Source organism: Streptomyces sp. NPDC086554 (assembly GCF_040686095.1).
GTDB lineage: Bacteria > Actinomycetota > Actinomycetes > Streptomycetales > Streptomycetaceae > Streptomyces.
In genome coordinates this window covers 135,979-155,229 of sequence record NZ_JBFBJK010000011.1, presented here as the reverse complement: position 1 = coordinate 155,229, position 19,251 = coordinate 135,979, and the positions used below count along the sequence as shown (strand labels likewise).

At 70.3% G+C, this 19,251-nt stretch carries 19 protein-coding genes; 17 read left to right on the top strand and 2 right to left on the bottom strand.

Features of this window, described 5'->3' with window-relative positions; translation table 11 throughout:
- Positions 1-366: 366 nt before the first annotated feature.
- On the top strand, positions 367-981 hold the full coding sequence (rpsD, locus tag AB0O76_RS20010; RefSeq protein WP_135330893.1) for a 30S ribosomal protein S4: 615 nt from the start codon (positions 367-369) through the stop codon (positions 979-981).
- Here the strand turns inward: rpsD and AB0O76_RS20005 are convergent.
- Entirely contained in the window at positions 969-3,143 is a 2,175-nt protein-coding gene (locus AB0O76_RS20005; protein WP_365492713.1) for a tetratricopeptide repeat protein, read from the bottom strand. The genes rpsD and AB0O76_RS20005 overlap by 13 nt on opposite strands.
- A gap of 160 nt (positions 3,144-3,303) precedes the next feature.
- Between AB0O76_RS20005 and AB0O76_RS20000 the strand changes: the two genes are divergently transcribed.
- From AB0O76_RS20000 to nusB, 14 genes are all read left to right on the top strand, one after another.
- Positions 3,304-3,753, top strand: coding sequence for a DUF948 domain-containing protein (locus AB0O76_RS20000; protein ID WP_135330894.1), 450 nt, complete (start codon positions 3,304-3,306; stop codon positions 3,751-3,753).
- 7 nt (positions 3,754-3,760) lie between these two features.
- A complete protein-coding gene (locus AB0O76_RS19995) occupies positions 3,761-4,123 on the top strand; it encodes a DUF6167 family protein (RefSeq protein ID WP_365492710.1) in 363 nt (120 codons plus the stop codon).
- Complete coding sequence (gene alaS, locus AB0O76_RS19990) at positions 4,123-6,792, top strand: alanine--tRNA ligase (protein WP_365492707.1); 2,670 nt, start codon at positions 4,123-4,125, stop codon at positions 6,790-6,792. Before AB0O76_RS19995 ends, alaS begins: the two co-directional genes overlap by 1 nt.
- A gap of 20 nt (positions 6,793-6,812) precedes the next feature.
- On the top strand, positions 6,813-7,277 hold the full coding sequence (gene ruvX, locus AB0O76_RS19985; protein ID WP_365493108.1) for a Holliday junction resolvase RuvX: 465 nt from the start codon (positions 6,813-6,815) through the stop codon (positions 7,275-7,277).
- A 124-nt stretch (positions 7,278-7,401) separates the two neighbouring features.
- Positions 7,402-9,090: an endolytic transglycosylase MltG gene (mltG, locus tag AB0O76_RS19980; protein WP_365492705.1), complete on the top strand. Its 1,689-nt coding sequence runs from the start codon at positions 7,402-7,404 to the stop codon at positions 9,088-9,090.
- Complete coding sequence (locus AB0O76_RS19975; protein ID WP_365492702.1) at positions 9,090-9,917, top strand: shikimate dehydrogenase; 828 nt, start codon at positions 9,090-9,092, stop codon at positions 9,915-9,917. The genes mltG and AB0O76_RS19975 overlap by 1 nt, the downstream gene beginning before the upstream one ends.
- Positions 9,918-9,962: 45 nt before the next feature.
- Positions 9,963-10,190: a hypothetical protein gene (locus tag AB0O76_RS19970; protein ID WP_365492699.1), complete on the top strand. Its 228-nt coding sequence runs from the start codon at positions 9,963-9,965 to the stop codon at positions 10,188-10,190.
- A 129-nt stretch (positions 10,191-10,319) separates the two neighbouring features.
- Positions 10,320-11,504, top strand: a complete 1,185-nt coding sequence (aroC, locus tag AB0O76_RS19965; RefSeq protein WP_365492696.1) for a chorismate synthase — start codon at positions 10,320-10,322, stop codon at positions 11,502-11,504.
- Positions 11,501-12,016 carry a shikimate kinase gene (locus AB0O76_RS19960; RefSeq protein WP_365492693.1) on the top strand — a complete coding sequence of 172 codons (516 nt, stop codon included), beginning with the start codon at positions 11,501-11,503 and terminating at the stop codon, positions 12,014-12,016. Before aroC ends, AB0O76_RS19960 begins: the two co-directional genes overlap by 4 nt.
- Complete coding sequence (aroB, locus tag AB0O76_RS19955; RefSeq protein WP_365492690.1) at positions 12,013-13,131, top strand: 3-dehydroquinate synthase; 1,119 nt, start codon at positions 12,013-12,015, stop codon at positions 13,129-13,131. The genes AB0O76_RS19960 and aroB overlap by 4 nt, the downstream gene beginning before the upstream one ends.
- A gap of 373 nt (positions 13,132-13,504) precedes the next feature.
- On the top strand, positions 13,505-14,431 hold the full coding sequence (locus AB0O76_RS19950; protein WP_365492687.1) for a Pro-rich N-terminal domain-containing protein: 927 nt from the start codon (positions 13,505-13,507) through the stop codon (positions 14,429-14,431).
- 95 nt (positions 14,432-14,526) lie between these two features.
- Entirely contained in the window at positions 14,527-15,633 is a 1,107-nt protein-coding gene (locus tag AB0O76_RS19945) for an aminopeptidase P family protein (RefSeq protein ID WP_365492684.1), read from the top strand.
- A 59-nt stretch (positions 15,634-15,692) separates the two neighbouring features.
- Positions 15,693-16,259 (top strand): elongation factor P, encoded by a 567-nt coding sequence (gene efp, locus AB0O76_RS19940; protein ID WP_365492681.1) that lies wholly within the window; start codon positions 15,693-15,695, stop codon positions 16,257-16,259.
- Between the two features lie 2 nt (positions 16,260-16,261).
- Positions 16,262-16,696, top strand: a complete 435-nt coding sequence (gene nusB / locus AB0O76_RS19935; protein ID WP_365492679.1) for a transcription antitermination factor NusB — start codon at positions 16,262-16,264, stop codon at positions 16,694-16,696.
- Positions 16,697-16,886: 190 nt separating this feature from the next.
- Here nusB and bldD read toward each other — a convergent pair whose 3' ends face one another.
- Positions 16,887-17,387: a transcriptional regulator BldD gene (bldD, locus tag AB0O76_RS19930; protein WP_135330908.1), complete on the bottom strand. Its 501-nt coding sequence runs from the start codon at positions 17,385-17,387 to the stop codon at positions 16,887-16,889.
- Positions 17,388-17,610: 223 nt separating this feature from the next.
- On the opposite strand from bldD, the gene pyrR reads away from it, so the two are divergent.
- The gene (pyrR, locus tag AB0O76_RS19925) at positions 17,611-18,183 is read left to right on the top strand and encodes a bifunctional pyr operon transcriptional regulator/uracil phosphoribosyltransferase PyrR (protein WP_266869017.1); all 573 of its coding nucleotides are present in this window, start codon (positions 17,611-17,613) and stop codon (positions 18,181-18,183) included.
- A gap of 81 nt (positions 18,184-18,264) precedes the next feature.
- The gene (locus AB0O76_RS19920; RefSeq protein WP_361817748.1) at positions 18,265-19,251 is read left to right on the top strand and encodes an aspartate carbamoyltransferase catalytic subunit; all 987 of its coding nucleotides are present in this window, start codon (positions 18,265-18,267) and stop codon (positions 19,249-19,251) included.

Sequence of the window (19,251 nt, the reverse complement as noted above, 5' to 3'; positions counted from 1 at the left end):
GTCCCGTGCCCTGCGGCTGAGGCACCCGCGCCCACCCGGTACACTTGCCCGCAGTGCTGCGTCCCGTGTCCGGTCTTCTGCCGGCACCACCAGAACGGGACATCCAGCCGGAGCCCCGGACCTCACGGTCCAGGAATCTCCAGGAGCGTCGCGCACCGTCGAAGGTGTCGCGGGCAGCCCACCACCATCCCGTACTCCGGGAAACGGTCGGTGGGCCACTCGCGTGCTGCACGTATGTGCCCAGACCAGGGAGCGGCTGCCCGCCGGATCCAGATCCACCGGATCCGATGGGTTTCCCAGGCTGCGGATTGCGACCTCCCTTAACCCTGGTGAAGCCGTATTCACAGAGAACAGAGAGGTTGGTTCATGCCGAACCAGTCCCGCCCCAAGGTCAAGAAGTCGCGTGCCCTCGGCATCGCGCTGACCCCGAAGGCCGTCAAGTACTTCGAGGCCCGTCCCTACCCGCCGGGCGAGCACGGCCGTGGGCGCAAGCAGAACTCGGACTACAAGGTCCGTCTGCTCGAGAAGCAGCGTCTGCGCGCGCAGTACGACATCAGCGAGAAGCAGATGGCCCGTGCCTACGACCGCGCCAAGAAGGCCGAAGGCAAGACCGGTGAGGCCCTGGTCATCGAGCTGGAGCGTCGTCTCGACGCCCTGGTTCTGCGTTCGGGCATCGCCCGCACGATCTACCAGGCCCGTCAGATGGTCAGCCACGGCCACGTCGAGGTCAACGGCGGCAAGGTCGACAAGCCGTCGTTCCGCGTCCGTCCCGACGACGTCGTGATGATCCGCGAGCGCAGCCGCGAGAAGCCGCTGTTCCAGGTCGCGCGTGAGGGTGGCTTCGCCCCCGACGGCGAGACCCCGCGTTACCTCCAGGTCAACCTGAAGGCCCTGGCCTTCCGTCTGGACCGTGACCCGAACCGCAAGGAGATCCCCGTGATCTGCGACGAGCAGCTCGTCGTCGAGTACTACGCCCGCTGACCCGGACGTAGCTCTCCCTGCTTCAACCCGTCGCCCGTCCGCCCCTCGTGGGCGGGCAGGCGGCGGGTTTTTGCGTGCTCGGTGCCGCTGCCGAGGGCCCGCGCCACCGCCGCGTCGGGCGTGAGCCGCGACCCTGCGTCCCGGCACTCCTCGTAGCGTGCGTCGCCCAGCTGCTCCCTGGCCTGCGACTCGCACAGCACATGCGGTCCGCCGAAGTACTCGGAGCCGAACAGCGGCTGGCCCACCGAAGGCCAGATGCGGGACGCGGCGCCCTGCAGCAGCGCCGCCTCGGCGGGATCGCCGTCCGCCACGGTGAACAGGGCGAGCAGCTCGATCGCGAGCACCGAGCCCAGCAGATCGTGGAAGGCATGGTCCAGGGCCAGGCACCGCTTCACCAGGTCACGGGCGGTGTCCGCGTCGCCGCGCGTCCAGGCCGCGAAGCCGAGTACATACAGGGCGTACGCGAGAGTCCAGCGCTCGCCGTGGTCCTCGCAGACCCGACGCACGTCCTCGCACAGCTCGACCGCGTCGGCGAGATCGCCCCGGAAGGCCAGCGCCATCGCCAGCTCGACCTGGCCCATCAGGACATTGCTGTTCAGCTCGCCGATCTCGCGGTACTGGTCGAGAGCCGAGCGCAGCAAGGTTTCCGCGCGCGGCATATCGTCGCCGAGGAGCGCGAGGCACCCGATGCGGTGCACGGCGTACGCGGCGGCGACGGCGCTGCCGGTACGTTCCGCCTCGTCCCTGCACTCCTGCAGCGCGGCGAGCGCGGCGACCGTGTCGCCCTGCAGGACCGCCACATAGCCGAGGACCCACAGCGCCTTCAGCCGCGAGTCGTCATGGCCGCCGTCCAGCTCGAGGGCGCGGTCCAGCCAGTGCCTGCCCTCCGCGAGGCGTCCGCAGCCGACCCAGTAGAACCACAGGCTGCCCGCCAGGTACTGGCCCAGATGCGTCTCGTCCGGCTCGGTCAGGCAGTACTCCAACGCGCCCCGCAGATTGGGCAGTTCGCAGTCGACGAGGGCGGCGACCCGCGCCTGCCTGGGGGAGAACCAGTCCAGCTCGCACCAGGTGGCGAGCCCCATGTACCAGTCGCGGTGGCGGCGCCGCATCCGGGCGTCGTCGCCCGTCGCCGCCAGCCACTCGGCGCCGTACGCCCGGACCGTGTCGAGCATGCGGTAGCGCACACCCGCCGGTCCTTCCTCGCGGGTCACCACGGACTGCGCGAGCAGCTCGCCGAGCACGTCGAGGACGTCGTCGGAGCGCAGCCCGTCGCCGCTGCAGATGTACTCGGCCGCCTCCAGGTCGAAGGGGCCGCAGAACACCGAGAGCCGCGACCACAGCAGCCGCTCGTCGGCCGTGCAGAGCTCATGGCTCCAGCCGATGGCCGTACGCAGCGTCTGGTGCCGGGGCGGTGCGTCCCGCCGGGTCCCCGTGAGCAGCCCGAACCGGTCGTCGAGCCGATCGAGCAGTTGCGCGGGCGCCAGTGACCGCAGCCGCCCGGCCGCCAGCTCGACGGCCAGCGGGATCCCGTCGAGGCGGCGGCACAGCTCCGCCACGTCGGCGCCGTTCTCCTCGTTCAGCGTGAAGCCGGCGAGGCCCGCCGCCCGGTCGGCGAAGAGCGCGGCCGCGTCCGCGGTGGGCAGCGGCGCCAGCGGGAAGATTCGCTCGCCGCCGGTGTCCAGCGGCCGGCGCCCCACCGCGAGGACCCGCAGGCCGGGGGAGCGCACCAGCAGATCCCGCACCAGCGAGGCGCAGGCGTCCACCAGGTGCTCGAACCCGTCGATGACGAGCAGGACGTCCCGCTCCGCGAGATGGTCGAGCAGCACCTGGCGCGGCGGCCGATGCGTGTGGTCGGTGAGGCGCAGCGCGTCGGCGACCGCGTGCTCCACCAGATCCGGGTCGCGTACGGCGGCGAGCTCCACCAGCCAGGCACCGTCGCGCGGCCCGGCGTCCGCGGCTGCCCTGGCGGCGAGCCGCGACTTGCCGACCCCGCCGACACCGGTCACCGTGACCAGGCGTCCGGCCGCCAACGCGGAGGCGAGATCCGTGAGTTCGGCCGACCTGCCGATGAAGGCGTTGAGCTCCAGGGGGAGGTTGCCGGTTCGCGCCGCGGCGGCAGGAGAAACGTGCCGGCGGTCGACTGGGCGCTGATCACGTCGCATGAGATACGGAGCGTACTCATCCGTAAGCAGTCAGTACAATCGGTTCGCGCAACTCCCTTGACCGTACGCGGTAATGCGGTGCGGAGCCGTCGCCCCGGCGCGATAGGGTCGGGGGACGACTTTTCGATGTTCAGGGCCGATGTTCAGGGAGCGGTGCACAGTGTCCGGTGGAGAGGTGGCCGGGATCCTCGTGGCCGTCTTCTGGGCGATCCTGGTCTCCTTCCTGGCGGTGGTGCTGGTGAGGCTGGCCCAGACGCTCAGGGCGACCACCAAGCTCGTCGCGGAAGTGACCGAGCAGGCCGTCCCGCTCCTCGCGGACGCCTCCACCGCCGTGCGCTCCGCGCAGACCCAGATCGACCGGGTCGACGCCATCGCGTCCGACGTCCAGGAAGTGACGTCGAACGCGTCCGCGCTCTCCACGACGGTGGCCTCCACCTTCGGCGGGCCCCTCGTCAAGGTCGCGGCGTTCGGCTACGGGGTGCGCAGGGCCCTGGGCCGCAAGGCAGGACCCGAATCAAACAATGTGCCCCCGGCGCCCGCCCGACGTACCGTGATCGTGGGCCGCACGGTGCCCTCCGCGCGGCGACGGGGCAAGCGGAAGAAGGACTGACGCAGCGATGTTCCGCCGTACGTTCTGGTTCACCGCGGGCGCCGCTGCCGGTGTGTGGGCCACCACCAAGGTCAACCGCAAGCTCAAGAAGCTGACCCCCGAGAGCCTCGCCGCGCAGGCCGCGAACAAGGCGATCGAGACCGGCCACCGCTTGAAGGACTTCGCACTCGACGTCCGGGACGGCATGGTCGAGCGCGAGTCCGAACTCGGCGAGGCGCTGGGCCTGAACCACCACCCCGACGCCGAACTCCCCGCGCAGCGCCGCTTCGCGGTCATCGAGAACCACAGCGACAAGAACACGAAGTCCGTCAAGGGCATCGAGAACACCGAGAACACGAAGTTCTCGTACAACCGGAATGAGGACCACTGATGGAGTCGGCTGAAATTCGTCGCCGCTGGCTGAGCTTCTTCGAGGAGCGCGGGCACACCGTCGTCCCTTCGGCGTCGCTCATCGCGGACGACCCGACTCTGCTCCTCGTCCCGGCCGGCATGGTGCCCTTCAAGCCCTACTTCCTGGGTGAGGTCAAGCCGCAGTTCTCGCGCGCCACGAGCGTGCAGAAGTGCGTGCGTACGCCGGACATCGAAGAGGTCGGCAAGACCACCCGGCACGGCACGTTCTTCCAGATGTGCGGCAACTTCTCCTTCGGCGACTACTTCAAGGAAGGCGCCATCAAGTACGCCTGGGAGCTGCTCACCAGCTCCGTGGCGGACGGTGGCTACGGCCTGGACCCCGAGCGCCTCTGGGTGACGGTCTACCTCGACGACGACGAGGCCGAGACGATCTGGCGCGAGAAGGTCGGCGTCCCCGCCGAGCGCATCCAGCGCCTGGGCAAGAAGGACAACTACTGGTCCATGGGCGTCCCCGGACCCTGTGGCCCCTGCTCCGAGATCAACTACGACCGCGGCCCCGAGTTCGGCGTCGAGGGCGGCCCGGCCGTCAACGACGAGCGCTACGTGGAGATCTGGAACCTGGTCTTCATGCAGTACGAGCGCGGCGAGGGCACCTCGAAGGAGGACTTCGAGATCCTCGGCGAGCTGCCCAGCAAGAACATCGACACCGGCCTCGGCCTCGAGCGTCTCGCCATGATCCTGCAGGGCGTGCAGAACATGTACGAGATCGACACCTCCCGTGTCGTGATCGACAAGGCCACCGAGCTGACCGGCGTCCGCTACGGCGCCGCCCACACCAGCGACGTCTCGCTCCGCGTGGTCTCGGACCACATGCGTACGTCGGTCATGCTCATCGGCGACGGCGTGACGCCCGGCAACGAGGGCCGCGGGTACGTCCTGCGCCGCATCATGCGCCGCGCCATCCGCAACATGCGCCTGCTCGGCGCCACGGGCCCGGTCGCCTCCGAGCTCGTCGACACGGTCATCAAGACCATGTCGCCCCAGTACCCCGAGCTGGAGACCGACCGCAAGCGCATCGAGACCGTCGCCCTCGCCGAAGAGGCCGCCTTCCTCAAGGCCCTCAAGGGCGGCACGAACATCCTCGACACCGCCGTCACCGAGACCAAGGCCGCCGGCGGCAAGGTCCTCGCCGGCGACAAGGCCTTCCTGCTGCACGACACGTGGGGCTTCCCGATCGACCTCACCCTGGAGATGGCCGCCGAACAGGGCCTCTCCGTGGACGAGGACGGCTTCCGGCGCCTGATGAAGGAGCAGCGGGAGCGCGCCAAGGCCGACGCCCAGGCCAAGAAGACCGGTCACGCCGACCTCGGCGCCTACCGCGAGATCGCCGACGCCTCCGGCGCCACCGACTTCACCGGCTACACCCTCACGGAGAACGAGGCCGTGATCGTGGGCCTCCTGGTCGACGGCGTCTCGTCCCCGGCCGCCCGCGAGGGCGACGAGGTCGAGGTCGTCCTCGACCGCACCCCCTTCTACGCCGAGGGCGGCGGCCAGATCGCCGACTCCGGCCGCATCCGGCTCGACAACGGCGCCGTCGTCGAGATCCGCGACGTACAGAAGCCGGTCCCCGGCGTGCACGTCCACAAGGGTGTCGTCCAGGTCGGCGAGATCACCGTCGGCGACCAGGTCTGGGCCTCGATCGACAGGCACCGCCGCAATGCCATCGCCCGCGCCCACTCCGCCACGCACCTCACGCACCAGGCGCTGCGCGACGCGCTCGGCCCCACGGCCGCCCAGGCCGGTTCGGAGAACCAGCCCGGCCGTTTCCGCTTCGACTTCGGCTCCCCGTCCGCCGTGCCCACGGTGGTCATGACGGACGTCGAGCAGAAGATCAACGAAGTGCTTTCGCGTGAACTCGACGTGCAGGCCGAGGTCATGTCGATCGACGACGCCAAGAAGCAGGGCGCCATCGCCGAGTTCGGCGAGAAGTACGGCGAGCGCGTGCGCGTCGTCACCATCGGCGACTTCTCCAAGGAGCTGTGCGGCGGCACGCACGTCCACAACACCGCCCAGCTCGGCCTGGTGAAGCTGCTCGGCGAGTCCTCCATCGGCTCCGGCGTGCGCCGCATCGAGGCCCTGGTCGGTGTCGACGCGTACAACTTCCTCGCCAAGGAGCACACGGTCGTCGCCCAGCTCCAGGAGCTGATCAAGGGCCGTCCCGAGGAGCTGCCCGAGAAGGTCTCCGCCATGCTCGGCAAGCTCAAGGACGCCGAGAAGGAGATCGAGAAGTTCCGCGCGGAGAAGGTCCTCGCGGCCGCCGCCGGTCTCGTCGACTCCGCCAAGGACGTACGCGGCGTCGCCCTGGTCACCGGCCAGGTGCCGGACGGCACGGGCGCCGACGACCTGCGCAAGCTGGTCCTCGACGTGCGCGGCCGCATCCCGGGCGACCGCCCGGCCGTCGTCGCCCTGTTCACCACGGCCAACGGCCGCCCGCTGACGGTCATCGCCACCAACGAGGCCGCCCGCGAGCGCGGTCTCAAGGCCGGCGACCTGGTCCGTACGGCCGCCAAGACCCTCGGCGGCGGTGGCGGCGGCAAGCCGGACGTCGCCCAGGGCGGCGGCCAGAACCCGGCCGCCATCGGCGACGCCATGGCCTCCGTCGAGCGCCTCGTCACCGAGACGGCCTGATGTCCGAATCGACGGGCGGCATGCGCCGGGGCCGACGCCTCGCGATCGACGTCGGTGACGCTCGCATCGGGGTCGCATCGTGCGACCCCGACGGGATCCTCGCCACTCCGGTGGAGACCGTGCCGGGGCGCGATGTCCCGGCCGCCCAGCGCCGGTTGAAGCAGCTCGTCGACGAGTACGAGCCGATCGAGATCGTCGTCGGCCTCCCTCGCTCCCTCAAGGGGGGCGAGGGCCCGGCGGCCGTCAAGGTCCGCGCCTTCACCCAGGACCTCGCCCGCCTGGTGGCACCCGTACCGGTGCGCCTCCTGGACGAGAGGATGACCACAGTGACGGCGAGTCAGGGCCTGCGCGCCTCGGGCGTGAAGTCCAAAAAGGGCAGGTCTGTCATCGATCAGGCGGCCGCCGTCATCATCCTTCAGCAGGCCCTGGAGTCCGAACGGGCGTCAGGTAAAGCTCCGGGCGAGGGCGTCGAAGTGGTCATCTGATCGCGATACGGTAACGTTCCGCGCGATGCGGCGGCGTTCGAACAGCTGCCGCACAGCATCAAGAGGCGGAACGGTTGCCCTCCTATCCAGTCGGCGGCCCCGCCTCGCGGCTTGTAGGGGATCGATGACTGAGTATGGCCGGGGCCCAGGCTCCGAACCGTGGCATCCGGAGGACCCGTTGTACGGGGACGGCGGATGGGGAGGACAGGCGCCCGCGGGCGGCCCGTCCACCTACGGCGGCCAGGGGCAGTACCACCCGCAGCAGCCGCATCAGCCTCAGCAGCACCCCCAGCAGGCCCAGTACGACGACTGGAGCACGGGCCAGCAGCAGGCCTACGGTCAGCAGCAGTACAACGGCACCGGTGCACACCAGCAATACGACAGCACCGGCGGGCAGCAGCAGTACAACGGCGGCTGGGACACCGGCCGGCAGGGTCAGGTCCCGTACGGCGGCGATCCGGTGGACCCCTACGGCGGTCAGCCGGGTGGCTACGCCGGGGAGAGCGCCGACTACTACGGCACCCCCGACGCGTACCCGCCGCCGGAGCCGCCGCACCGCCGCCGCCCGGCCCCCGAGCCGGAGCCGGACTGGGATCCGGGCCCCGATCAGGGCGAGCACGCCTTCTTCTCGGGCGCCGACGACGATGACGACGAGTACGACGATGAGCCGGGTCGCAAGGGCGGCCGCGGGGACCGTCGGGGCGGCCGGGGCGGCAAGAAGCCGAAGAAGCGCCGCAGCGGCTGCGCCTGCCTGGTCGTGACGCTGGTCTTCGCCGGCGGTCTCGGCGGAGTCGGCTATTTCGGCTATCAGTTCTATCAGGACCGATTCGGTACGTCGCCCGATTACTCGGGCGAGGGAACCGGAACCGCCACTGTGGAAATCCCCAAGGGTTCCGGCGGCTATGTGATCGGCCAGAAACTGAAGGACGCCGGGGTCGTCAAGAGCGTGGACGCCTTTGTGTCTGCGCAGGCGCAGAACCCCAAGGGCGAGTCGATTCAGGAGGGCGTCTATGTCCTGAAGAAGGAAATGTCGGCGAAGAGCGCCGTCGAATTGATGCTGAGCCCGACGAGCAGGAATAACCTCATCATTCCTGAGGGTAGGCGGAATTCCTGGGTCTACAAGCAGATCGACGACCGTCTCGATATCGACAAGGGCACCACCGAGAAGGTCGCCAAGAAGGAATGGAAGAGCCTCGGGCTCCCGGACTGGGCGAACACGAACAAGGACATCAAGGACCCGCTCGAAGGCTTCCTGTACCCGTCCAGCTATCCGGTCGCCAAGGGTCAGAAGCCGGAGGCCGTCCTCAAGAAGATGGTGGCCCAAGCCAGCGTGAAGTACGACGAGTTGGGTCTCAAGTCGAAGGCCGACGAGCTCAACCTGAAGGACCCGCTCCAGGTCCTCACGGTGGCGAGTCTCGTCCAGGCCGAAGGCAAGTACAAGCACGACTTCGAGAAGGTCGCGACGGTCGTCTACAACCGCCTCAAGCCGGACAACACCGAGACGTACGGGCTCCTCGACTTCGACTCGACGGTGAACTACGCAAAGGCCGAGAGCACGCTGGACACCGGCACGGTCGACGATCTGCGCAAGTTCAACGACCCGTACAACACCTACAAGATCAAGGGCCTGCCCCCCGGGCCGATCGGGAACCCCGGCGATGTGGCGCTCAAGTCCGCGCTCAACCCGGCCCAGGGGAATTGGTACTACTTCGTCTCGATCAACGCGGATAGAACGCTGTTCGCCGAGACGAATGAGCAGCACGAAGTCAACCGTCAGAAGTACCTCGAGGAACAGAAGAAGAATTCCGGGTGATGAGTACTCAGCGCCGAGCCGCCGTCCTCGGCTCCCCCATCGCCCATTCCCTCTCCCCGGTGCTGCACCGCGCCGCATACGGGGAGCTGGGTCTGGTCGACTGGACGTATGACCTGTTCGACGTCGACGAGGCGGCGCTGCCCGGCTTCATCGCCGGGCTCGGCCCCGAGTGGGCCGGTCTGTCCCTGACGATGCCGCTCAAGCGCGCGGTGATCCCGCTGCTCGACGAGATCAGCGAGACCGCGGCCTCCGTCGAGGCGGTGAACACGGTCATCTGCACGGACGACGGCCGACGCGTCGGGGACAACACCGACATCCCCGGCATGGTCGCCGCCCTGCGCGAACGCGGCATCGAGCAGGTCGAGTCCGCCGCGATCCTCGGCGCGGGCGCCACCGCGTCGTCCGCACTGGCAGCGCTCGCGAGGATCTGTACGGGCGAGGTCGTCGCGTACGTACGCAGTGAGGCGCGCGCCGCCGAGATGCGGCAGTGGGGCGAGCGGCTCGACGTGGAGGTGCGGACGGCGGACTGGGCGGACGCCGAGCGCGCGCTGAGCGCGCCCCTGGTGATCGCCACGACTCCGGCGGGCACGACCGACGCGCTCTCGAAGGCCGTGCCCGAGCGGCCCGCCACCCTCTTCGACGTGCTGTACGACCCGTGGCCCACCGCGCTCGCGGCCCGCTGGTCGGGGTACGGCGGGGCGGTCGTCAGCGGGCTCGACCTCCTGGTGCACCAGGCGGTGCTGCAGGTCGAGCAGATGACGGGGCGGTCTCCGGCGCCGCTCGACGTGATGCGGAAGGCAGGGGAACACGCGCTCGACGGGCGCTAAGATCCACTCCGTTCCGGACTGATCGGGGGGGGGAGTGTGTCGTCCATGGAAAGCGTGGTGTCCGCGGCCGCGAGTGGGGTGACGCTGGCTTCGGGCCGGGGGGAGTTCCTGCTCGAGCTGGTGGTCCGGCTGGTGCTGCTCCGGTTCCTGCCGTTCTGGCAGCAGTTGACGATCTACGGTCTCGTCCTGGCTGCCGTTGTCGTCACGTGGATCGTCAAGCGATCGAGGGCTGGTGCGGCGCCCGGGGAGCGCGTCGCGGAGCCCGAGACCTGACATAGGGCGTCCGCCTTGTGGACCGGGGGCCGGGTCCGTCGCCCCGGCGTGGGAGGATCAGGGATGGCGGGCCAGGGCCGCGCACCCGGCCGCGCCACGCAGTTCCAGGCGCGAGCATGAGGAGCACCGTTGAGCAGGTTGCGTTGGCTGACCGCGGGCGAGTCCCACGGACCCGCACTTGTGGCGACGCTGGAGGGTCTTCCCGCCGGCGTGCCGATCACTACGGAGATGGTGGCTGACCACCTGGCCCGGCGGCGCCTCGGCTATGGGCGTGGTGCGCGCATGAAGTTCGAGCGCGACGAGGTCACCTTCCTGGGCGGCGTCCGGCACGGCCTGACCATGGGCTCGCCGATCGCGATCATGGTGGGCAACACCGAGTGGCCCAAGTGGGAACAGGTCATGGCGGCCGACCCGGTCGACCCGGAGATCCTCGCCGACCTGGCCCGCAACGCCCCGCTGACCCGGCCGCGGCCCGGCCACGCCGACCTGGCGGGCATGCAGAAGTACGGCTTCGACGAGGCCAGGCCGATCCTGGAGCGCGCCTCCGCCCGCGAGACCGCGGCCCGCGTCGCGCTCGGCGCGGTGGCCCGCTCGTACCTGAAGGAGACGGCCGGGATCGAGATCGTCAGCCATGTGACGGAACTGGCGAGCGCCAAGGCCCCTTACGGCGTCTACCCGACCCCCGCCGATGTCGAGAAGCTCGACGCCGACCCGGTGCGCTGCCTCGACGCCGACGCGTCGAAGGCGATGGTCGCCGAGATCGACCAGGCCCACAAGGACGGCGACACCCTGGGCGGCGTCGTCGAGGTGCTCGCGTACGGCGTGCCGGTCGGGCTCGGCTCGCACGTGCACTGGGACCGGCGCCTGGACGCACGCCTGGCCGCCGCGCTCATGGGCATCCAGGCCATCAAGGGCGTCGAGGTCGGCGACGGCTTCGAGCTCGCGCGGGTGCCGGGCTCCAAGGCGCACGACGAGATCGTCTCCACCGACGAGGGCATCAAGCGCACCTCCGGCCGCTCCGGCGGCACCGAGGGCGGCCTGACCACCGGTGAACTGCTGCGCGTACGCGCCGCGATGAAGCCCATCGCGACCGTGCCGCGCGCGCTCGCCACCGTCGACGTCGCCACCGGCGAGGCCACCAAGGCGCACCACCAGCGCTCCGACGTGTGTGCCGTGCCCGCGGCCGGCATCGTCGCCGAGGCGATGGTCGCCCTCGTCCTGGCCGACGCCGTCGCCGAGAAGTTCGGCGGCGACAGCGTGCCCGAGACCCGGCGGAACGTGACGTCGTACCTCGACAACCTCCAGATCCGGTGACCGGCCCGCAGATCGTTCTGGTCGGCCCCATGGGCGTGGGCAAGTCGACGGTGGGCGCGCTGCTCGCCGAACGCCTTGGCAGCGCCTACCGGGACACCGACGCCGACATCGTGGCCGCCCAGGGCCGGGAGATCGCGGACATCTTCGTGGACGAGGGTGAGCCGTACTTCCGTGAGCTCGAGCGGGAGGCCGTGCGCACGGCGCTCGCCGAGCACGACGGGATCCTCGCCCTCGGCGGCGGCGCGATCCTCGACGAGTCGACCCGGGCGCTGCTCGCATCGCAGCCCGTCGTCTATCTCTCGATGGACGTCGAGGAGGCGGTCAAGCGCACCGGCCTGAATGTCGCGCGGCCGCTGCTCGCGGTCAACCCGCGCAAGCAGTGGCGCGAACTCATGGACGCCCGCCGCCACTTGTACGCCGAAGTGGCCCGCGCCGTCGTGGCCACCGACGACCGCACCCCCGAAGAGGTCGCCCAAGCGGTCCTCGACGCACTGGAGTTGAAGGAAGCATGACGGAGATTTCGGGGCAGGCACCCACCGCCCAGGCGCCCACCCGTATCCAGGTCGGCGGTACCGCGGGCACCGAGCCGTACGAGGTGCTCGTCGGGCGGCAGCTCCTCGGTGAACTGCCCGGCCTGATCGGCGAGCAGACCAAGCGCGTCGCGATCATCCACCCCGAGGCGCTCGCCGAGACCGGTGACGCGCTCCGCCAGGACCTGGCGGACCAGGGGTACGAGGTCGTCGCGATCCAGGTGCCGAACGCCGAGGAGGCCAAGACCGCCGAGGTCGCCGCGTACTGCTGGAAGGCCCTCGGCCAGTCCGGCTTCACGCGCAGCGACATCGTCATCGGTGTCGGCGGCGGCGCCACCACCGACCTCGCCGGGTTCGTGGCCGCGACCTGGCTGCGCGGGGTGCGCTGGATCGCCGTACCGACGACCGTGCTCGGCATGGTGGACGCGGCGGTCGGCGGCAAGACCGGCATCAACACGGCCGAGGGCAAGAACCTGGTCGGGTCGTTCCACCCGCCGGCCGGTGTGCTCTGCGACCTGGCCGCCCTCGACTCGCTTCCGGTCAACGACTTCGTGTCCGGGCTCGCGGAGATCATCAAGGCCGGATTCATCGCCGACCCGACGATCCTCGAGCTGATCGAGGAGGACCCGGAGGCGGCGCGCAGCCCCAAGGGCCCGCACACCGCCGAGCTGATCGAGCGCTCCATCAAGGTCAAGGCCGAGGTCGTCTCCGGCGACCTCAAGGAGTCGGGCCTGCGCGAGATCCTCAACTACGGGCACACCCTCGCCCACGCCATCGAGAAGAACGAGCGCTACAAGTGGCGGCACGGCGCCGCCGTCTCCGTGGGCATGGCCTTCGCGGCCGAACTCGGCCGTCTGGCCGGGCGCCTGGACGACGCGACCGCCGACCGGCACCGCACCGTCCTGGAGTCGGTCGGGCTGCCCCTGAGCTACCGCTACGACCAGTGGCCCAAGCTCCTGGAGACCATGAAGGTCGACAAGAAGTCCCGCGGTGACCTGCTGCGGTTCATCGTCCTGGACGGCCTCGGCAAGCCGACCGTCCTGGAGGGCCCCGATCCGGCGGTCCTGCTCGCCGCGTACGGCGAAGTGGCGAACTAGGGCCTGTCCGATGGGTCCTGCCGGGGTCGCGACCCCTGGCACGCACTCCCCCAAGCTCTCGGCTTCGCTCGAGCAGGGAGGTGCCCCCTCCCGCGTTGTCGCCCTCCTCCGCCTTGCAGCTGCACGCACCAGGGCCCGCTCGGCCCTGCTGAATCAGCACCCGGCGCGAAGACCGGCCCGACCCATCGGACAGGCCCTAGAGCGCCTCAGCGGCGCACTGGATCAGCAACGTGGCGCATCAGAACAAGCCACGGGCACGCTGCGGCTTCCCCGGCCGTTCACACAACGTCGGCCGGGGAAGGTACCGTTCGGTAACGGGTGGCCCCGGCCGCCGCCCGACCAGCGTCAGTCGCACGAGACGGAGTGGCACCGGATGCAGCACGCAGTGGGATCTCCGCTGCCGCCGCCCCATCAGCCGGGGCACGGACCGGCCACCGGCTGGTCCCCGGCCGCACACCACCCGAGCGGTCCGCCGCCGGGTGCCGCGCCGGGCGGCCCCCCGCCTCCCGCACCGGGCTTCGCGGGCGCACCGGGCACGGCCCAGCACCCGCACGCCCCGGCACCGCAGCACGCGGGACCGGGCGTCCCGCAGCACGGTGCCGCCCCCCAGCCCCAGCACAACCACGTCCCCGGCGCCCCCGTGCCGCCGACCCCGGACACGACGGGACACATCCAGCTCCCGCCCGGCGGCCCCGTCGCCATGCCGAGCCCGCCTCCCGGCACGGCCCAGGCGGACACCGGCGCCACCACGCTCGCCGTCCTCCTCATCGGCCCCGCGGGCGCGGGCAAGACGAGCGTCGCCAAGTTCTGGGCCGAGCACCGCCGCGTACCGACGGCCCACATCAGCCTCGACGACGTACGCGAATGGGTGCGCTCGGGCTTCGCCGACCCCCAGTCGGGCTGGAACGACCACTCGGAGGCCCAGTACCGCCTGGCCCGCCGCACCTGCGGCTTCGCCGCGCGCAACTTCCTGGCCAACGGCATCTCCTGCATCCTCGACGACGCGGTCTTTCCCGACCGCCCGGTCGTCGGCCTCGGCGGCTGGAAGCGCCATGTGGGCCCCGGCCTGCTGCCCGTCGTCCTCCTCCCGGGCCTGGAGATCGTCCTGGAGCGCAACGCGGAGCGCAGCGGCAACCGCCGCCTCACGGACGAGGAAGTGGCCCGCATCCACGGCCGCATGGCCGGCTGGTACGGCTCGGGCCTCCCGATCATCGACAACTCCCAACTGGACGTCCCCGCAACGGCCCGAGTCCTGGACGACGTCCTGGCCCGCTCGATCGCGAGCCCGCCCAAGTGGTAGTCCCGGCCGCCGCCTGAAGCTCCGGGGACGTCCCTGGCCGCTCGGTCGGGTGCGCTGAACGGGCCGTCCCTCGCCGCCGCTCATAGGCTCGTTCCATGTCAGAGGTGTACGCGGCCCGCCGCGAGCGGCTGAGGGAGCGTTGTGCCGCGGGTGGCAGCGCGTCGGCGTTGGTGTCCCGCCCCGCCAACGTGCGGTATCTCGCGGGGGCGGCGCCTCATGGGGCGGTGCTTCTGCTGGGCAAGGGTGAGGATCTGCTGGTCTGCGGGGCGCCGCCCGGCGACGAGCAGGGTGAGGGGCGCCCCGACGAGGCGTTGCGGGTGCAGGTGCTCGACGGGCCCGGTGGGGATCCCGCCGTGGCGGGGGCCGATCTCGCGGCCGCGCAGGGCGTCGAGACGCTCGCCGTCGAGGAGCACCACCTGACCGTCGCCCGGCATCGCGCCCTTGGATCGGTCGCGCCCCGGCTGCGGCTCGCGGACCTCGGGGGAGCGGTCGAACAGCTGCGGCTGATCAAGGACGAGGAGGAGATCTCCTGCCTGCGGATCGCCTCCGAGATCGCGGACCAGGCGCTGAGCGAGCTCCTGGAGTCGATTCTCGTGGGGCGGACCGAACGTCACCTCGCGCTGGAACTGGAACGTCGACTTGTCGACCACGGTGCGGACGGGGCCGCCTTTCCGACGTCCGTCGGCACCGGACCCAATTCGGGGCGCGGCGGGCACCGCCCCTCCGACCGGCGCGTCGAGGAGGGCGACTTCCTCTCCGTCTGCCTGGGCGCGATCTACCGCGGCTACTGCTCTGAGATCGGGCGTACGTTCGTCATCGGTACGTCGCCCGCGGACTGGCAGATCGAGTTGTACGACCTCGTCTTCGCCGCTCAGCGGGCGGGCAGAGAGGCGCTCGGGCCGGGTGCCGCCTACCGTGACATCGACCGCGCGGCACGTCATGTACTGGACTCCGCGGGGTATGCGGACGGCCTTGCTCCACTGATGGGACACGGGGTGGGGCTCGAAATCGACGAGGACCCGCAGTTGGCGCCCGCGGCCATGGGTAAACTGGACGTCTGCGTGCCGGTCACCGTCGAACCGGGGGTTCACCTCCCGGGACGGGGTGGTGTCCGGATCGATGACACGCTCGTCGTGCGCCCCGAGGCGGACGGCGGACCCGAGCTACTCACCATTACGACCAAGGAGCTGCTCGCGCTCTAGCTTTCAGCTGTTGCGCGTGCGCCGGGGTCGTCCACGTCAGTCCAGGAGATTCCGCAACCGTGGCTTCCACGAACGACCTCAAGAACGGCCTGGTGCTCAAGCTCGACGGGGGCCAGCTCTGGTCCGTCGTCGAGTTCCAGCACGTCAAGCCCGGCAAGGGCCCCGCCTTTGTGCGCACCAAGCTCAAGAACGTGCTGTCCGGCAAGGTCGTCGACAAGACCTTCAACGCCGGCGTCAAGGTCGAGACGGCCACGATCGACAAGCGCGACATGCAGTTCTCGTACATGGACGGCGACTACTTCGTCTTCATGGACATGGAGACCTACGACCAGCTGCATGTCGACAAGAAGGCCGTCGGCGACGCCGCCAACTTCCTGATCGAGGGCTTCACCGCCACCGTCGCGCAGCACGAGGGCTCGGTGCTCTTCGTCGAGCTGCCGGCCGCCGTCGAGCTCGTCGTGAAGGAGACCGAGCCCGGCGTCCAGGGCGACCGCTCCACCGGCGGCACCAAGCCCGCCACGCTGGAGACCGACCACCAGATCCAGGTGCCGCTCTTCATCACCACCGGCGAGAAGATCAAGGTCGACACCCGCGACAGCAGCTACCTCGGCCGGGTGAACAGCTAACCGTGGCTGCTCGTAATACGGCCCGCAAGCGCGCCTTCCAGATCCTCTTCGAGGCCGACCAGCGGGGGGCCGACGTCGTGACGGTCCTCGCGGACTGGGTGCGCCACTCGCGGTCCGACACCCGGCAGCCGCCGGTCAGCGAGTTCACCATGGAGCTGGTCGAGGGGTACGCGCAGCACGCGCGCCACATCGACGAGCTGATCTCCCAGTACGCCGTCGGGTGGACCCTCGACCGGATGCCGGTCGTGGACCGCAACATCCTGCGGCTCGGCGCGTACGAGCTGATCTGGATGGACGGGACGCCCGACGCGGTGGTCCTGGACGAGGCCGTCCAGCTCGCCAAGGAGTTCTCGACGGACGATTCGCCGTCCTTCGTCAACGGCCTTCTCGGCCGTTTCAAGGACCTCAAGCCGGGGCTGCGACGCGACGAGTCGTGACCTGAGCTCACAGGCCGTACAGAGGGCCCGCAGCCACGTGCTGCGGGCCCTCTGGCGTACGTGGGTGCCCACGGGCGCCCCAGGGGCTCCCGGGCGCTCCACGGGACGCACAAGGCCGCCGGGGTGGCCGGAACCCATTGGTTCCGGCCACCCCGGCGGCACGTTTCTGCTGAGCTCTCCCTTGCGGGAGTCAGACGTCGTCGTGGGCGACGGCGCGGCGCGCGTCGGCGTCCAGGACGCCCCAGCTGATCAGCTGCTCGGTGAGGACCGAGGGCGACTGGTCGTAGATGACGGCGAGGGTGCGCAGGTCGTCCTGGCGGATCGAGAGCACCTTGCCGTTGTAGTCACCGCGCTGCGACTGGATCGTGGCCGCGTACCGCTGGAGCGGGCCCGCCTTCTCGGCCGGCACGTGCGCGAGGCGCTCCAGGTCGAGCACGAGCTTCGGCGGCGGCTCGGCGGCACCGCCCGGAGCGGTGCCGGGCAGCAGCTCCTGGACCGGGACTCCGTAGAAGTCCGCCAGCTCGGCGAGGCGCTGTACGGTCACGGCGCGGTCGCCGCGCTCGTACGAGCCGACCACTACCGCCTTCCAGCGACCCTGGGACTTTTCCTCGACGCCGTGGAGGGAAAGGCCCTGCTGGGTGCGGATGGCGCGGAGCTTGGCCCCGAGCTGTTTGGCGTATTCGCTGGACATAAAGCTCCCCGGACGCTGGGACAACGTGCGGCTCCGCCGCGCTGCTGGTAACTCACTGTGAGGTTACGCAGCGTTACTTGGCTGCGTCAAGCCGAATGGTCCGTACCGCCCCTTCCGAGGGGGGTCGTGACCGGCGGTGTTGCCACTGCTGGTACCGTGGATGGCGCAAATCCGACGTCCTTTAAGGTCCGTCCCGTGAGGCGGAGAAGGAGGTCCGTTTCATATGGACACGCACGACACGAATGAACCCGATGTCGCCCGGCCCGTGCTCGAAGGCCCGGACATCGCACGGGTGTTGACCCGTATCGCCCACGAGATCGTCGAGCGCGCCAAGGGCGCGGACGACGTGGTGCTGCTCGGCATTCCCACCCGCGGCGTCTTCCTCGCCCGGCGCCTCGCCGAGAAGCTCGAAGAGATCACCGGACGGAAGATCCCGGTTGGCTCACTCGACATCACCATGTACCGCGACGATCTGCGCATGCACCCGCCGCGCGCACTCGCCCGCACCGAGATCCCCGGTGACGGCATCGACGGCCGCCTCGTCGTCCTCGTCGACGACGTGCTCTTCTCCGGTCGCACCATCCGCGCCGCCCTCGACGGTCTGAACGACATCGGGCGCCCGCGCGCGGTGCAGCTCGCCGTCCTCGTCGACCGCGGCCACCGCGAACTCCCGATCCGCGCCGACTACGTCGGCAAGAACCTCCCCACGTCGCTGCGGGAGACGGTCAAGGTGCAGCTCGCCGAGGAGGACGGCCGGGACGCCGTACTGCTCGGTGCCAAGCCCGCCTCCGCGTAAGACCGGCTTCCCCACGGGCCCCGGGGCACACCCCTGCGCGCCCGCGTGCCCGCACACCTCCCCATCACGGAGTACACCCAGATGATGCGACACCTCATCTCGGCCGCCGACCTCACCCGCGACGACGCCGTTCTCATCCTCGACACCGCCGAGGAGATGGCCCGGGTCGCCGACCGGCCGATCAAGAAGCTGCCCGCGCTGCGCGGCCGTACGATCTGCAACCTCTTCTTCGAGGACTCGACCCGGACCCGGATCTCCTTCGAAGCCGCCGAGAAGCGCCTCTCCGCGGACGTCATCAACTTCGCCGCCAAGGGATCGAGCGTCTCCAAGGGCGAGTCCCTGAAGGACACCGCCCAGACACTGGAGGCGATGGGCGTCGACGCCGTCGTCATCCGGCACGGCGCGTCCGGCGCCCCCTACCGGCTCGCCACCTCCGGCTGGATCGACGCCCCCGTGATCAACGCGGGCGACGGCACCCACCAGCACCCCACGCAGGCGCTGCTCGACGCCTTCACCATGCGGCGCCGCCTCGTCGGCAAGGACGAGGGCCTCGGCCAGGACCTCAGCGGCAAGCGCGTCACCCTCGTCGGCGACGTCCTGCACAGCCGCGTCGCGCGTTCCAACGTCGACCTGCTGCACACCCTCGGCGCCGAGGTCACCCTGGTCGCCCCGCCCACCCTCGTACCGGTCGGCGTCGACAGCTGGCCCTGCGACGTGTCGTACGACCTGGACCGGGTGCTCCCGAAGTCCGACGCCGTGATGATGCTGCGGGTGCAGCGCGAGCGCATGAACGCCGCGTTCTTCCCGACCGAGCGCGAGTACTCGCGCCGCTACGGCCTGGACGGCGAGCGCATGGCGAAGATGCCCGAGCACGCCATCGTGATGCACCCCGGCCCGATGGTCCGCGGCATGGAGATCACCGCCGAGGTCGCCGACTCCGACCGCTGCACGGTCATCGAGCAGGTCGCCAACGGCGTCCACACCCGGATGGCCGTCCTGTATCTGCTCCTGGGCGGGAATGAACCCGCCGTCACCCACACCCGCCCCACCGGTTCCGAGGAGAAGTAG